This is a genomic window from Plantibacter sp. VKM Ac-2876 (genome assembly GCF_015350715.1).
GTDB classification, from domain to species: Bacteria; Actinomycetota; Actinomycetes; order Actinomycetales; family Microbacteriaceae; genus Plantibacter; species Plantibacter auratus.
On sequence record NZ_JADKSI010000003.1, the window covers coordinates 1 to 14,584 of the forward strand.

Annotated in this window: 13 protein-coding genes; 6 read left to right on the forward strand and 7 right to left on the reverse strand. The window is 70.6% G+C overall.

Features of this window, described 5'->3' with window-relative positions:
• Positions 1-348 precede the first annotated feature (348 nt).
• Positions 349-684, forward strand: a complete 336-nt coding sequence (locus ITJ62_RS12460; RefSeq protein WP_194602603.1) for a nuclear transport factor 2 family protein — start codon at positions 349-351, stop codon at positions 682-684.
• A 134-nt stretch (positions 685-818) separates the two neighbouring features.
• Positions 819-1,421 (forward strand): hypothetical protein, encoded by a 603-nt coding sequence (locus tag ITJ62_RS12465; RefSeq protein ID WP_194602606.1) that lies wholly within the window; start codon positions 819-821, stop codon positions 1,419-1,421.
• 73 nt (positions 1,422-1,494) lie between these two features.
• Here the strand turns inward: ITJ62_RS12465 and ITJ62_RS12470 are convergent, their stop codons facing one another.
• Positions 1,495-2,196: a BMP family ABC transporter substrate-binding protein gene (locus tag ITJ62_RS12470; protein WP_194602610.1), complete on the reverse strand. Its 702-nt coding sequence runs from the start codon at positions 2,194-2,196 to the stop codon at positions 1,495-1,497.
• A 123-nt stretch (positions 2,197-2,319) separates the two neighbouring features.
• A complete protein-coding gene (locus ITJ62_RS12475; RefSeq protein ID WP_194602614.1) occupies positions 2,320-4,707 on the reverse strand; it encodes an immunoglobulin-like domain-containing protein in 2,388 nt (795 codons plus the stop codon).
• Between the two features lie 242 nt (positions 4,708-4,949).
• On the opposite strand from ITJ62_RS12475, the gene ITJ62_RS12480 reads away from it, so the two are divergent.
• The gene (locus ITJ62_RS12480) at positions 4,950-5,600 is read left to right on the forward strand and encodes a GntR family transcriptional regulator (RefSeq protein ID WP_191942064.1); all 651 of its coding nucleotides are present in this window, start codon (positions 4,950-4,952) and stop codon (positions 5,598-5,600) included.
• Positions 5,601-5,639: 39 nt separating this feature from the next.
• Here the strand turns inward: ITJ62_RS12480 and ITJ62_RS12485 are convergent, their stop codons facing one another.
• Positions 5,640-6,890 (reverse strand): amino acid permease, encoded by a 1,251-nt coding sequence (locus ITJ62_RS12485; RefSeq protein WP_194602617.1) that lies wholly within the window; start codon positions 6,888-6,890, stop codon positions 5,640-5,642.
• Positions 6,891-6,933: 43 nt separating this feature from the next.
• Positions 6,934-8,934, reverse strand: a complete 2,001-nt coding sequence (locus ITJ62_RS12490) for an AarF/ABC1/UbiB kinase family protein (RefSeq protein WP_194602619.1) — start codon at positions 8,932-8,934, stop codon at positions 6,934-6,936.
• A gap of 157 nt (positions 8,935-9,091) precedes the next feature.
• Between ITJ62_RS12490 and ITJ62_RS12495 the strand changes: the two genes are divergently transcribed.
• Complete coding sequence (locus ITJ62_RS12495) at positions 9,092-9,922, forward strand: hypothetical protein (protein ID WP_194602621.1); 831 nt, start codon at positions 9,092-9,094, stop codon at positions 9,920-9,922.
• A 34-nt stretch (positions 9,923-9,956) separates the two neighbouring features.
• Here ITJ62_RS12495 and ITJ62_RS12500 read toward each other — a convergent pair whose 3' ends face one another.
• From ITJ62_RS12500 to ITJ62_RS12510, 3 genes are all read right to left on the reverse strand, one after another.
• Positions 9,957-10,451 carry an NUDIX domain-containing protein gene (locus tag ITJ62_RS12500; protein WP_194602624.1) on the reverse strand — a complete coding sequence of 165 codons (495 nt, stop codon included), beginning with the start codon at positions 10,449-10,451 and terminating at the stop codon, positions 9,957-9,959.
• A gap of 93 nt (positions 10,452-10,544) precedes the next feature.
• Positions 10,545-11,687, reverse strand: coding sequence for an MFS transporter (locus ITJ62_RS12505; RefSeq protein ID WP_228498468.1), 1,143 nt, complete (start codon positions 11,685-11,687; stop codon positions 10,545-10,547).
• A gap of 80 nt (positions 11,688-11,767) precedes the next feature.
• Positions 11,768-12,793, reverse strand: a complete 1,026-nt coding sequence (locus ITJ62_RS12510; RefSeq protein WP_194602626.1) for a zinc-dependent alcohol dehydrogenase family protein — start codon at positions 12,791-12,793, stop codon at positions 11,768-11,770.
• Between the two features lie 128 nt (positions 12,794-12,921).
• On the opposite strand from ITJ62_RS12510, the gene ITJ62_RS12515 reads away from it, so the two are divergent.
• Positions 12,922-13,854 carry a helix-turn-helix domain-containing protein gene (locus ITJ62_RS12515; protein WP_194602629.1) on the forward strand — a complete coding sequence of 311 codons (933 nt, stop codon included), beginning with the start codon at positions 12,922-12,924 and terminating at the stop codon, positions 13,852-13,854.
• On the forward strand, positions 13,854-14,576 hold the full coding sequence (locus ITJ62_RS12520; protein ID WP_194602632.1) for an SDR family NAD(P)-dependent oxidoreductase: 723 nt from the start codon (positions 13,854-13,856) through the stop codon (positions 14,574-14,576). Before ITJ62_RS12515 ends, ITJ62_RS12520 begins: the two co-directional genes overlap by 1 nt.
• The last annotated feature ends 8 nt before the right edge of the window (positions 14,577-14,584 follow it).

Sequence of the window (14,584 nt, forward strand, 5' to 3'; positions counted from 1 at the left end):
CCACACGGCATCGAACCCGGCCGCGGCGGCGGCGAGCGGGTTCGGTGCGGTGCTGGTCATGGGTCCATCCAAACACGGACCACCGACATTCGAACCCGCACCGAATCAGCCACTGATCTGGGCATTTATCCGGCAGTTGATGCTTGCTCGGGGTGCCCTTCGACAGGCTCAGGGACCGGCCGTGACACGGTCGCCGAGCCTGTCGAGGAGCGGTGGGGGGAGGTTCAAGCGGGCCCCGCGACCGACTCAGGGAGTGAAACGCCGGCAGCCGGTCCCTGAATGTGTCGAAGGGCCCCACGCGGACACCTTCCCCGACCGCAGCGCCAGGCCCGCGCGTAGGATCACCGCATGCGTTCATCGGCGATCGACACGGTTCTGGCGTTCATGCGGGCGTTCCGCGAGCAGGATCGACCTGCCGCCGAGGCGCTCATGCACACGGACTTCGTCTTCACGAGCCCGCAGGACGATCACCTCGACCGCGCTGCCTGGCTCGAACGCTGCTTTCCGAGCGCCGACCATTTCGACACCCCCGGCGTGACGCTCCAGATCGTCGAGACCGACGGCATCGTCCTCCACCGCTACGAGTACGTCGTGCACGGGAGGACGTACCGCAACCTGGAGGCGTCCCGTGTCGTCGACGGCACTGTCCGGGAGGTCGAGGTCTACTTCGGCGGCGCCGTCTGAGCGGCTGCAGCGCGAGCGCCCGTCGCCGGTTCTCCGAGAAGGCCGCCCCGGCACGCCCACGGAGCCCGACCGTGTCGTTCGGAAGCGACCTCCGGCGACGGATCGCACCAGGGCACGTCTGACAGGATTGAGTCATGCGCATCAGTTCTCGTCGAACGACCCTGGCCGCGGCTCTCACGATCGCTGCCATCGCCCTCACCGGTTGCTCCACCGGCTCCTCGTCGGACGCAGGCCGATCGTCCGCCTCGCCGACGCCGTCGGTGTCGCAGCCGCCGAGCACGCCGCTCCAGGAGCAGACGCTCACCGACGACGTCGACGGCACGAAGGTGACCGCCCTCGCGATCGTCGACGACTTCCCGGCGCCTGCCGGCACCACCGACGGCCTGCGTCCGATGCTCGTCCAGGTCCGACTCGAAGCCGGCGACGAGTACGGCGGCAGCGTCTTCCCCTACCGGGTGTCCGTCACCACCCGCGCCGTCAACCTCGACTACGTGACGCTCGGCCTCGGAACGCCCGAAGCGCTGAAGGCCCCGATGGCGTCCGCCGGCTACTCGCTCCTCCAGGCGACACCGGCCGGTGAGACGGCGACCGGCTGGATCGGCGCCTGGGTGCGTACTGATGAGACCGAGTTCGACCTCGTCTACGACCGCCCGGAGGGCAAGGTCATCGGCGGCAGCAAGAGTGGCGAGGTCGTGCCGCCGAGCCGCGACATCGTCCCGCTCATCCCGCAGGACTAGCCGGACCGCGCCGTACCCACCGCGCAGTGGAGGCGGGTCCGTCGACCAGCCGGACCATCGAGCTGACGAGGCCTCACGACAGGACGAGTACGCCGCCCGTCGCGTCCTCGAGGAGCGCGGCGAGGCCCGCCTGGAAGGCGTCGCCCGCCCGCTGCGCCACCTCGGGCATGCCGTTCGGCACCGTCCGGGGTTCGTCTGCCCGCCGAGCGGATGCACCGGGCCAGACCACCGCGGTGACGTTCGCCGTCGGTTCGGGCAGCTGCGCACCGACGATGAGGAACTGTCGCCCGAGGTTCGACGCCGAGGAACGGTCGGCCGCATCGAGCAGCTCGGGGCCGAGGACGACGACGAGATCGGGCGAGCCGGCCAGCACCTCCGCGAAGGGATCGCCGGAACCGGACGCACCGGGCGACACCGTCGCCGTGCGAACCGTGGCCGAAGTCGCACGTGAGCGGACCGCGTCGACCGCGGCGTCGAGCTCGGGGTCGGTGCCAGGGGCCACGGCGGTCACGATCACGACGGTGAATCCGGCCGGCGCGACCGCGGTCGACCACGTCGTCGGGTCGGGCGTGCTCGACGCTCCCGGCACCGGCTGCGTGACCCCGTTCGGGCCGACCGGCGCCGTGGGCGTGCCGGTCGCGTTCGCCACCGCCGCCGTGACGTCGCTCGCGGCTGGAGCCGTGCACGCGGTGAGGGCGATGGTGAGCGCGACTGCGGCGGTGACCGCCGAGAGGGAACCGGCCGTTCGCCGGTCGGATGCACGGAACAGTGGCATACAGGATCCGATCACGGGGTGAGGGGTGGGGAGGTCCGACCGGGGCCGGACGACGGGAACGCGGGCGTCCCCGTCGTCCGGCCCCGGTCGAGCAAGGACGACGAGGACGCCTGCGCGGTGGCCTCAGCCCTCCCGACGTGCGCGGGCGCGACGCTGCAGCAGCGTCAGCGCGCCGCCCAACAGGAGCATGAACGCGATCGCGACGATCCCGCCGATCTCCGCGCCCGTGTTCGCGAGCGGGTCGGAGCCGGACGCGACCGGCACCGGGGATCCCGCACCCGTCCCGTTGCCGGCGCCCGGTGTGCCGGGAACGGCGGGGGCAGCGGTGACCGTGACCGAGCGGGTCGCCGTCGCCGTGTTGCCGGCGGCGTCGGACACCGCGTAGCTCAGGGCGTAGGCACCCGGCCTCGTCGTGTCGACCGATCCAGAGACGGTGATCGCCGCGGTCAGGTCGCCGTCGCGCGTATCCGTCGCCGTGACGCCGGCGAGCGCGTCGAACGCGGCGCCCTGCTCCACCGTGGTCTCGGTCTCCGGCAACACCAGTTGCGGTGCGACGGTGTCCTCGCGCTGCAGCGTGACCTCGTCCACGACGCTGTTCACCGCCGCCCGAGCGGCACCGTTGGCCTCGCTCCGGAGCGTCGTGATCGTGATGGAGTCGTCGGTCACCCGGATGTTCGAGTAGTTGCGTGTGTACTCCTGGTTGATCACCGAGGCGAACCAGGCGTCGGGCGCCTTCACGTCGTAGTACTTCGACCCGCTCGCGGAGTTGGCAGTGACGTAGAGGACCTCGCCGGCCCCGGCCGTGACCGTGCCCTGTGCGGCGGTCTCGTCGGGGTTCGCGAGCTCGCCGTCCTTGATGAGGTAGCTGCGCGTGTAGCTGTGGTCGTGTCCCTGGAGGACGAGGTCGACGCCGAGGTCGGAGATGATCGACGGCAGCTTCGCCCGCATGTCCACGATCTGCGTGTCGTTCGTGTGCGCCGCCACCGAGTAGATCGAGTGGTGGAACGCGAGCACCTTCCACTTCGCGGTCGCACCCTGCTCGGCGACGACCTGCTCGAGGAACGCGGCGTGCGCGTCGTAGTCGCTGCTGTTCGAGTTGATCACCATGAACAGGACGTCCTTGTAGGAGAACCAGTAGTCGCCGCCCGAGGAGGTACCGGAGGTCGCCGCGCCGGCGGTGGGGTCCAGGTTCGGCACGTTGTAGTGCTGCTCGTAAGCCTTCGAGCCGACGTCGTGGTTGCCGTTGACGGGCACGAGCGGCATGGTGCGGAGCTGCTCGGGGGCGAGGAAGGCGTTGTAGTGGTCCTCATTACCGGCGCGCTCGACCTGGTCACCCGCTGAGAACAGCAGTTCCGCATCGGGGTAGGCGGCCTGTGCGACGTCCAGGGTGTCGGCCCAGCCGGCCTGGTCGTTCGCGACGTTCCCGGAGGCACCGATCTGCGGGTCCCCGACGAAGAGGAAGTCGTAGTCACCGGAGAAGGACTTGGTCGTGAACGTCGAGACCTCCGACCATCCGTTGTCGTCACTGCCGACCCGATAGACGTAACCGGTGCTCTCGGCGAGGCCCGTGATCGTCGCGAAGCGGTTGAACTCACCACTCGTCGTGACGCCGCCGACACCCGGCACGTTCACCGCCGACGCCTCGGGGAAGGCGTCACCGGTCATCGCGGACGCCGGTGCGACCTGGGCGACCTGGGCCACATCGCGGTCGCTGTACCAGGTGATGCCGCGTTCGCTCTCATCGGCGCCGATCGTGAGGACGACGTCGGAGATGGAGACGGGTTCGTCAGCGGCGACCGGGGCGAGCGAGGTCAGGTCGAAGTAGATGTCCGAGCTCGTGGCCCGGTCCTGGTAGAGCGCGACCGCGACGGTGTTCTCGCCGGCGACGAGTGCGCTCACCGGGACGGTGAACGTGGAGGTGAGCGGATCGCCGTTGCTGGCGCCGGCGTACATCTGGTTGCGTGACGCCTCCGGCGCCGCCTCGACCTGCTCGTCGACGAAGCCGGCGACCTTGGTGCCGTTCACGAAGACCTGCACGGCGTCGTCGTACACGATGCTGCCCTGGAGGCTGTCGAGTCCGTCGAGCTGCTCGCCGGTCAGCTCGAAGTCGGAACGGAAGTGGTACGTCGGCACATCGGGTGCCGCGCTGCCGTCGATGTACTGGTTGAGCAGGGTCTTCGCGGTGTACGGGCCGATGCCGGTCGCGCGACCGTTCTTCGCGCCGAAGCTGCCGTTCGCGGTCTTCCAGGCGCTGTCGTCGAAGCCACCCTGCGTCCAGACCAGGCGGTCGGCGGAACCGGCGGCCGGGTCGCTCGCGTCGTCGGAGTAGCTCCAGACGGTCGACGCGGTGTCGAGGAAGGTGTCGGGGTACGAGGCCGCCTGCGCCGGTGCGGCGGCGGTGGTGCCGACGCCCGCGAGGAGCACGAGCGCTCCGAGGGTGCCGCCGGCGAGTCGCGTCGCGCGGTGTTGCGAGCGGTGGCGCGTGTCAGTCGCGCCGGTGATGTCATTCACGCAGATCTCCAGTGTTCTTCCGAGGTGCGGGCATCGCCCGCACCGCCGAGCGAATCGCGACGCTCGGCAGCCGATCACGGTACGGAGACCGGATGAATGCGCGGTTGCGGGCGGACGACCCCGCGGTGACCGCGCGGTGACCCAGCCCGTCAGGTGTCGTCGAATCTCGCGTCAACCCCGGGTGGATCCGCTGATATTCGGTACGCTGATGGCATAGCATTCGCCGACGAAGGAGATCCCGCATGCCCGTGCCCTCAGCCAACCCGCCCGTCGAGCGTCGTTCACTCCGCGAGGTCGCGGTCGAACGCATCCGCACGGCCATCTTCGACGGCACCCTCGAGCCCGGTGAGCACCTCAACGACGGCGAACTCCAGTCCTGGCTCGGGATCTCCCGCACGCCGATCCGCGAGGCCCTCAACGACCTCGCCCGCGTCGGCCTCATCGAGATGGCCGCACAGCGGTACACCCGCGTCGCCCTGCCCGACCCGGCACAGCGCACCGAGGTCATGCAGACGCTGGGCGCGATGCTCGGCGGTGTCGTCCGCGTCACCGTCCCCGGTCTCGGCGCCACGCAGAAGAAGGCGCTCGTCCGCGCGATCAACCAGGTGATCGTGGTCGTCGAGCAGCGCGACATGGCCGAACACGGGCGACTCAGCTGGGAGCTCTTCGACGCGTTCATCGCCGCGTGCCCGAACGCCACGCTCGTCGCGGCGACGAAGGACATCATCGACGGCCTCACCTACCGGTCCTCCGCGACCCGCACCGAGGAGAACACCGACTGGGCTGCCAAGGAGCAGGGCTACCCGGCGCTCCGCGAGGCGGTCGAGGCCGGCGACGCGATCGCCGCCGAGCTGGCCGTCGAGAACATCTTCCGCCTCTCCGCGCAGCTGTAGCCGGTCGGCCCTTCGACAAGCTCAGGGACCGGGGGCCGGTCACCGAGCTTGTCGAGGTGCCAGCACCGCCCGCCCGGCGAAGCCGAGGAGCACGACCACCGTGCCCACGATGACCGACGTCGGCGGCAGCGTGAACATGAGGACGACGCAACCGACGGCGCCGAACACACTGACTGCGCGCGGGTACCGTCGGTGCTCGCGCGTCTGGCGGAACGCCGCGACGTTGGCGACCACGTAGTAGAGCAGCACGCCGAACGAGGAGAACCCGATCGCGCTCCGGAGGTCGACGAGCAGGACGAGCACGATGACGACCACGCCGACGAGCAGCTCCGCGCGGTACGGGGTCGCGAAGCGCGGGTGCACCGCGTCGAGCGCTCGTGGCAGGTCGCCGGTCCTCGCCATCGCGAAGGCGGTGCGTCCGATGCCCGCGAACACCGCGAGCAGTGCCCCCAGACAGGCTGCCGCGGCACCGAGTCGCACCAGTGACGCAGCCCACTGCCAGCCGTTCGCCTCCACCACCGCGGCCAGGGGTCGCGCACTGGCTGCGAGGCCGTCCGCGCCGAGCGTGAGCAGCGACACGACCGCGACGGCCGCGTAGACGACCACGGCGACGGCGAACGCGATCCCGATGGCGCGCGGGATCGTCTTGGCCGGATCGCGGACCTCCTCGCCGAGGGTCGCGATCCGCGCGTACCCGGCGAAGGCGAAGAACAGCAGCCCCGCGGACTGCAGCACGGCGATCGGGCTCGCCTCGAACCCGAGCGACGCGAGTCCCGTCGAACCGGCGTCCGGCCCGACGACGCCTGAACCGACGACCACGGCGAGGACCAGCAGGACGGCCACCACGATCACCCGGGTCGCGGTCGCCGTGCGGGTGACCCCCAGGCAGTTGGTCACGACCACGAGGGCGACCGCGAGCGCGGCGACCGGACGGCTCCACTCGGCCGGTGCAGCGTACGCGGCGAAGGCGACCGCCATGGCTGCGGCGCTCGCCGTCTTGCCCACCACGAAGCTCCATCCGGCGGCGAAGCCCCACCATGGCCCGATGAGTTCGCGGCCGTAGAGGTAGGTGCCGCCGGCCGAGGGGAGTTGCGCGGCGAGCTGCGCGGAGGACATCGCGTTGCAGCAGGCGACGACCGCGGCGATGACGAGCCCGATGAGGAGTCCCGCGCCGGCGACCTGCGCGGCCGGCTGGAACACCGCGAAGACCCCGGCGCCCATCATCGAGCCCAGGCCGATGAACACCGCGGCGCTCGTGCCGAGGCGTCTCTGCAGTCGGGGATCGCTCACCCGATCACGGTAGTGCCGTCAGGTGAACAGCGGGGTGCTCCGGTCACCGACCCCGACGGACGACGGTCTGCCGCAGAACGCGCAGCAAGCCCAGGAAGCCGAGGAACCCGATGAACGCCGCGATGAGGTCAAACACCCGCAGGCCGCCGGGGAGGACCGGGCCGGCCCCGGTGACGACGAGGACCACGGCGATCACCAGGGCGGCGATCGAGATCAGGGTTCCGACGATCTCAGCGGTCACGCCCTCCACGAGCCCCTTCGCCGGTTCGTCGGCGAAGCCCTTCAGCGTCACGCCGACGGTCCCGTCCTCGAGTCCGGACAGCAGCGAGTCGAGTCGGCGCGGGAGGTTGCGGGCCAGGGCGGCGGTGACGGCGGCCTGCGCCTGCAGGGTGACCGCCGTCTGCCGGATGGACTGCGAGCGGCGGAGGAGACGCGGGACCATCGGCAGGGCCTGTTCGAACATGTCGAACTCGGGGTCGAGCGCTTTGAGGCACCCTTCGAGGGTCGCGAAACTGCGGAACGCGGCGGCGAGGTCGCCGGGGAGCGCGATGTGGTGCTGCCGGATGACGTCGAGGAGTCGGCTGAAGATCGAGCCGTCGCCGCCCGGACGGTGACGCTCGGTCGTGATGACGATGCCCACGTCGTGGCGCAGGGCGTCGAGGTCGGCGTCCTCCGGCAGGTCGACGATGAGGAGGAGGGCGTCGGTCGCCGCGATGTCGTCCTCGCTGACGGTCGCGAGCATCACCGCGGTGAGTCGCTGCCGCTGGCTGCGCTCGATGACGCCGACGGCTCCGAAGTCGATCAGCCCGAGCGATCCGTCCTCGCGGAGGATGACGTTGCCCGGGTGGAGGTCGGCGTGGAAGACGCCGTGCACGAGGATCTGTTCGAGCACGACCTCCATGAGGCCGGTGGCGAGGGTCTCGCGTTCCTCTTTGGGGATGGTCGCGATGCGCTCCCGCGCTCGACTGAGCGGCAAGCCGTCCACAAGGTCCATGGTGAGCAGGCGGGCACCGGAGGCCGCCGGGTAGACGCGTGGCACCGTGATCCGGACGCCCTCGTCGCGCTCCTCGCGGCGCTTCAAGGTGCTGCGGATCATCTCCACGTTGCGGGCTTCGATCCGGTAGTCGAGCTCCTCGAGCAGCGTCGAGGTGAAGGCCCGCGCGACGGAGGCGAGGCGGAGGTCCTGCCCGAACTTGGTGTGCGTCTCAGCGCGCTCGGCGAGGCGGACGACGATGTCGGCGTCGGCCTCGACCTGCACCCGGGCGGCCGGTCGCTGGACCTTCACGACCACGGGGGTGCCGTCGAGCAGCTCGGCGGTGTGCACCTGGGCGACGGACGCCGCGGCGAGCGGCTCGGAGTCGATCGACGTGAACACGGTGTCGATGGGAGCACCGAGTTCCGTCTCGATGACGACCTGGACCTCGTGCCAGGGCAGCGTGGTCGCTTCGGACTGCAGCGACGCGAGGGCGCTGAGGTACGGCTCGGGCACCAGGTCGCGTCTCGTCGAGAGCACCTGTCCGAGCTTCACGAAGGTGACGCCGGAGTCGTTGATCGTGGCGATGATCGCGTTGGCGCGCTGCTCACTCGTGGTGAGTTCGAGCTGGACGCGGGATCGGCCGTGCACGAGCCAGCCCGCGCCGTGCCGTGACGCGATGGCGAGGATCTGCAGGTATCGTCTCGTCCGTCGCCGTCGTTTGATCGCCGAGCGGACGACGTCGATCGGGTTCATCAGCGGCCGGGTCGGGATGATGACCTCGATGGCCACGAGGACACCGAGCCCGAGCGCGAAGATCCAGCCGATCGCGAGGAGGGCGACGGCGATCGCCGCGAAGGCCGCCCGAGCATCTCCGGACTCACCGGGCTGGACCAGGCCGGTCTGTTGCAGCAGCCAGTTCACGAACGGTGGGCCGGTGACGAACACGACGAGCCCGACCAGGATGCTGCGTGGCCATCCGACCGGGGCGTCGAGCACCCGCCGCGCGGCGAATCCGAGGAGCAGCGCCGACACGACCGCCAGCACGATGGTGAGTGCGTCAGTCAGCATCCGGCATCCCCTCGTGGGTCGAGCGGTCGTCTCGCCCCGCCCGCCAGCGTATCCGGCCCGGCTGAGCGAGCGCGAGCGCTGACCCTCCTCGGGATCCGGCGGAACGGTCCCTCACCGCCCGGGGTTCGCTAGGGTGTCGGACGGGGACGGGATATCTATGGGCGACCAGCGGGTTCAGAAACAGGCCGCGGCGGCGGACGGGGGCCGCCGGGAGACCTTTCGTCGCCATCAGCTCGTCGTCATCCGGTTCCTCTGCGGCGTGCTGGCGGTGCTCGCGTTCACCAGTGCGGCAGGGCTCACCCTCCCGGTCGTGCCGGCTGACGGGCCGGCGTTCAGCGCGCCCGACCGCATCACCGTGACCACCGCGGACGGAACCGAGGTCGAGCTCGAACGATTCCAGGGCCCGGTCGGTCGCTTCGGGTCGTACTCGCGTGGTGATCGGACCTTCACGCTCATCGACGTCGACACTCGCTCCCGTGTCCCGGACCGCGTGCCGGTCGTCGAGCCGTCCGAGCTCATCCTGTCCGACGACCTTCCTGCACGGTTCATCGCGACGGTGAGCGGGCGGGATGGTGCGGAGGACCTGAACGAGCGTGAAGCCTCACTGACCGATGAATGGCGCATGTACGTTCCGCTGAGCGCCGGGCTGCCTGAGTACACCGATACGCAGATCAACCGGGGCGAGGTCACCGCTGCCGGTGAGACGGTCACCACGGACGAACCCTCGGTCCTTGCGATCGCACCCGACTACACCGATGGAGTGAAGCATCCACAGGAATGGGTCGTCCTCTTCGACTTCGCCGCGCTGCATGCCGCGGGCAACACCAATCTCAGCTTCCCGCTCGCTTGGTACGAGGACGGCCCGGTGGTCCCCGCCATCCGTGCCGTGGCCCCGTGGCTCGGCGTCGCCCTCCTCGGGCTCGCGGTCTTCCTCCCTCGACTGGCCCGCTCGCCGAGATCGCACAACCGGCGCTCATCCGCCGTCTGAGGCGACATCTACTGCGCTCTCGTGGAGCGCGGCGTCATCCCGCCTGGAATGCTCCCGACGCGGCGTAGGCGTCGAACAGGCGCAGGACCTCCACGGTAGGACCGTGCATCGGGGTGGGCGGGGCAATGAGCGGAGCGCAGCGGAACTCGACGACCTCGTCCGCCTCGGCGCGCAGCGAACCAGTCCACGTGCGCGCGACGAAGCACATCGCGAACGCATGGACTCGATCGCTGTTCGGGTAGTCGAGGACGTGGTGCTCGGCGGCTGAGAGACAGGCGAACGGCTCCAGGTCGCGCTCGTCCACCGTCAGGCCGGTCTCTTCGACGAGTTCCTTGACTGCGGTCTGCGCGAAGCTGCTTCCGGGCTCGCAACTACCGGCCGGGATCTCCCACAGGCCGGTGTCGACCCGCCGCTGGAAGAGTGCGTTCCCCTCGCCGTCCAGCACGAGCACCTGCGCACCCGGGAGCGCGAGGAGCCGATGCCCCACGAGCTGCCGCAGCTCCCAGAGATCGCTTCCGACATAGCCCATGCGCGGGAGTCTAGGCGCCGGAGGACACCGTCCTCTCAACGTCGCGCATGTCACGATCAATCCGCGGTCGCTCAGGGCCATCCGGCCTCGTCGTCACCCGGCGGCGAAGGCCGAACGGCGTCCCACGATCGTGAGCAGTAGCGCAGCGAGTCCGAGGGTGATCATGACCACCGGGAGGATCAGCCCGTCGAAGGAGCCGAGGAGGAGCGCCCCGAGGACACCGCCGGCGAAGATCGCGAGGTTGAACGCGACGGGCAGGAAGGAGTTCGTGACGTCCGAGTGCTCGCGTCCCGATCGGGTGAGCGCTGACTGCAGCTGGGCGGAGGAGCCGCCGAACGCCAGCCCCCACAGGACAGTCGCAATGAGGACGGCGACGATCGAGGCGTGGCCGAGCAGGAGCAGCGAGCCCGCTGCGACGAACATCGCGACGCTCCCGTGGAGCAGCGCGCGCGGAGCCCGGTCGATGAGCGCCGCCGTGAGACCGATGCCCGCGATGGACGCGACACCGTAGACGAGCAGTACGAAGTCGGCTCCGAGTCCCGTGCCCGAGGCCCGAAGGAACGACGAGATGTAGGTGTAGACGGTGTTGTGCGCCAGCATCCAGACGACGATCACCGCCAGGACGACCGCGACACCGGGCAGGACGAGCACCCGTCGAAGCGGGAGCCGTGCCGAGCGAGGCTGCCCTGCCGCATCGGGTACGAACACTGCGACGGACACGAGCACGACGAGCGCGAGCGCCGTGAGTCCTCCGAACGCCCAGCGCCAGTCGAACGCGGTGCCCAGCCAGGCGCCGAGCGGTGTCCCGAGCGCCAGCCCGGCGGGCGCTCCGACCGACACGATCGACAGTGCGAGGCCGCCACGGTCGGGCGGGCTGATGCGGCGCCCGTAGGCGGCGAGCATGCCCCAGATCACCCCGCAGAACGCACCGGCGACGAAGCGGGACACGAGCGCGACGACGACGTCTCCCGCGACGGCGGTCACGGTGTTCGCGAGGATGAGCCCGACGATCGCGCCGAGGAGGAGTGGCTTGCGGCGCATGCCACGGGTGAGGGCGATTGCCGGGATCGTCACGAGCACGGTCCCGAGCGCCCACACGCTGATGAACTGACCGATCAGGCCCTCGCTCGTGTCGAGATCCCGGGCGATGACCGGAAGGAGTCCGGCCGGCATCGTCTCCGCGGCCACGAGGGCGAACCCCATCGCGGCGAGGGCCGCCAGTGCGAACCAGGGCATCCGGGTCGGCGTTTCGGCTGCCGGGAGGGTCGACGCCCCGACCGGCGCGTCCATCGTCGAGGTGGTCGGTGCCGCGGGGCTCACAGCGTCAGCAGCACCTTGATCGCACGGCGCTCGTCCATGGCCCGGTACCCCTCGGCCGCGTCCTCGAGCGGCAGCGTGAGGTCGAAGACCTTCCCCGGGTCGATCCTCCGCTCCCAGATCATCCGGATGAGCTCGGGGAGGAACCGTCGCACCGGCGCCGGCCCACCGTGCAGGTGCACCTCGGCGAAGAAGAGCTCGTCGAGCGGCAACGAGACACCCTCGTGGGCGACGCCGACGAAGCCGACGTGGCCGCCACCGCGAGTGGAGCGGATCGCCTGCAGCATGGACTCCTCGGTGCCGACCGCCTCGATGACGCTGTGCGCGCCGAGACCGCCGGTCAGCTCCTTGATCCGTGCGACCCCCGCCGCACCGCGCTCCTCGACGATGTCGGTCGCGCCGAACTCACGGGCGAGCGCCTGCCGGTCGGCGTGACGCGACATCGCGATGATGCGTTCCGCCCCGAGCTCCCGGGCCGCGAGGACGCCCATGAGCCCGACGGCCCCGTCACCGACGACCACGACCGTCTTCCCCGGCCCCACCTCGGCGGCGACCGCGGCGAACCAGCCCGTGCCGAGCACGTCGGACGCGGCGAGCAGCGAGGGGATGAGCTCCGCGTCCGGCTGCCCCGGCGTCGCCACGAGCGTGCCGTCGGCGTGGGGGATGCGGGCGAGCTGCGCCTGCGTGCCCGCGGCGACCGACACGAACTCGGCGTGCACGCACTTCGACTGGTACCCCGCCTGACAGATCTCGCAGGTGTTGTCGGAGGTCACGAAGGAGCCCACGACGAAGTCGCCGACGGCGATCGTCCGCCCGTCCTCGCCGACCTGCTCGACGACACCGACGTACTCGTGCCCCATGTTCGTGTGGTCGACGGGCTCGACCCCGCGGTACGGCCACAGGTCGGACCCGCAGATGCAGGTCGCCGTGAGCCGGATGACGGCGTCGGTCGGGTCGACGATGGTGGGGTCCGGTCGGTCCTCGACCCGGACGTCGCCGGGCGAGTGCATGACGACTGCGCGCATGTGTGCTCCTTCTGTCGGGTGGTGCAGGCGACCAGTCAACGCCCCGCGCGACGCGGGAGGGAGTCCCGCCTGAGCGGTGTACCGAGAGGGCACCTGTCGGCTCGCCTCGACGACGTATCGTCGGAGGCATGGACGATCGAGCAGACGTACGCGAGTTCCTCATGACGCGTCGGGCACGGCTGACCCCGGAACTCGCCGGCCTCACCGCGGGCGCCAACCGGCGGGTGGCCGGGCTGCGGCGATCCGAGGTGGCGGCGCTCGCCGGGGTCAGTGTCGAGTACTACGCGAAGCTGGAGCGCGGGGCCATCGCCGGAGCGTCGTCGACCGTCCTCGACGCCATCGCCCGGGCGCTCCAGCTCGACGAGGCGGAACGCACCCACCTGTTCGACCTCGCCCGCGCGGCCGACGGTGTCCCGCTCTCCGGTCGGCCGCGTCGCCGGGCGGCCAAGAACCCCGCGACCCGGCCGAGCCTGCACTGGATGCTCGACGCGATCACCGACGGCATCGCCTTCGTCCGCAACACCCACCAGGACCTGCTCGCGACCAACGAGCTCGGGCGCGCGTTCTACTCGCCCGTCATCGGCGACGGCGGGCGCACGCCGAACCTCGCGCGGTTCCAGTTCCTCGACCCGGCCTCCCGGGACTTCTACCCCGACTGGGACGTCTTCGCCGAGATGTGCGTCTCGGTCATGCGTGCCGAGGCCGGACGGGACCCGCACGACAAGGGACTGCACGACCTCGTCGGAGAGCTGTCGACCCGGAGCGACGCCTTCCGCACACTCTGGGGAGCGCACAACGTGCGCACACACGGCACGGGAACGAAGCGGTTCAACCACCCGATCGTCGGCGAGATGACCTTCGCCTACGAGGAGCTCGCGATCACGGCCGACCCCGGTCACGTGGTGCTCGTCTACACGGCGGAGCCCGGCTCGCCGTCCGCCGAGCGACTGCAGTTGCTCGCGAACTGGGCGGCGTCCCAGCGGGAGGCTGAGCAGCGGGACGACACGGCGGTCACGAATCAGCCCGACACCAGCGAGGCCGGACGGGCAGGGAGTCGCTGATGCCGCGCATCCTGGTGACCGGTGCCGCCGTCGGGCTGGGGTTCGGCGCCGCGACCGAGCTGGTCGAGCACGGGCACGAGGTGCTCGTCCACGTACGGAGCCTCGCCCGCGCCGACGGTGTCCGGCTGTTCGACGAGCCCTCCGCGCACCTCGTCACCGGTGACCTCGCCACCCTCGACGGCGTCCATGAGCTCGCGGAGCAGGTCGCCGCCGCCGGACCCGTGGACGCGATCATCCACAACGCCGGCGTCCTCGACGGACCGGCCGTCCTGCCGGTCAACGTGGTCGCGCCCTACCTGCTGAGCGCCCTCGTCCCCGCGCGGCGACTCGTGTTCCTCAGCAGCAGCATGCACCGCGGCGGTACCGCGACGCTCGACGGTCTCGACTGGTCGGGTACCACGAGGACGGCGAGCTACTCCGACAGCAAACTCCTCGTCACCGTCCTCGCGGCGGCCATCGCGCGAGTGCGTCCCGGGGTGTTCAGCAACGCGGTCGACCCGGGGTGGGTGCCGACACGGATGGGCGGCCCGAACGCACCCGACGACCTGGAACTCGGTCACCGGACCCAGGTGGCGCTCGCCGAAGGGCGTGGCGCCGACACCTCCGGCTACTGGCACCATCAGCGACGCGAGGAGCCGCACCGCGCGGTCCACGACGAGGCGTTCCAGGACGAGCTGCTGCTCGCCCTCGCCGAGCACACGGGCGTGCCGCTGCTGCCCTGATCTCAACC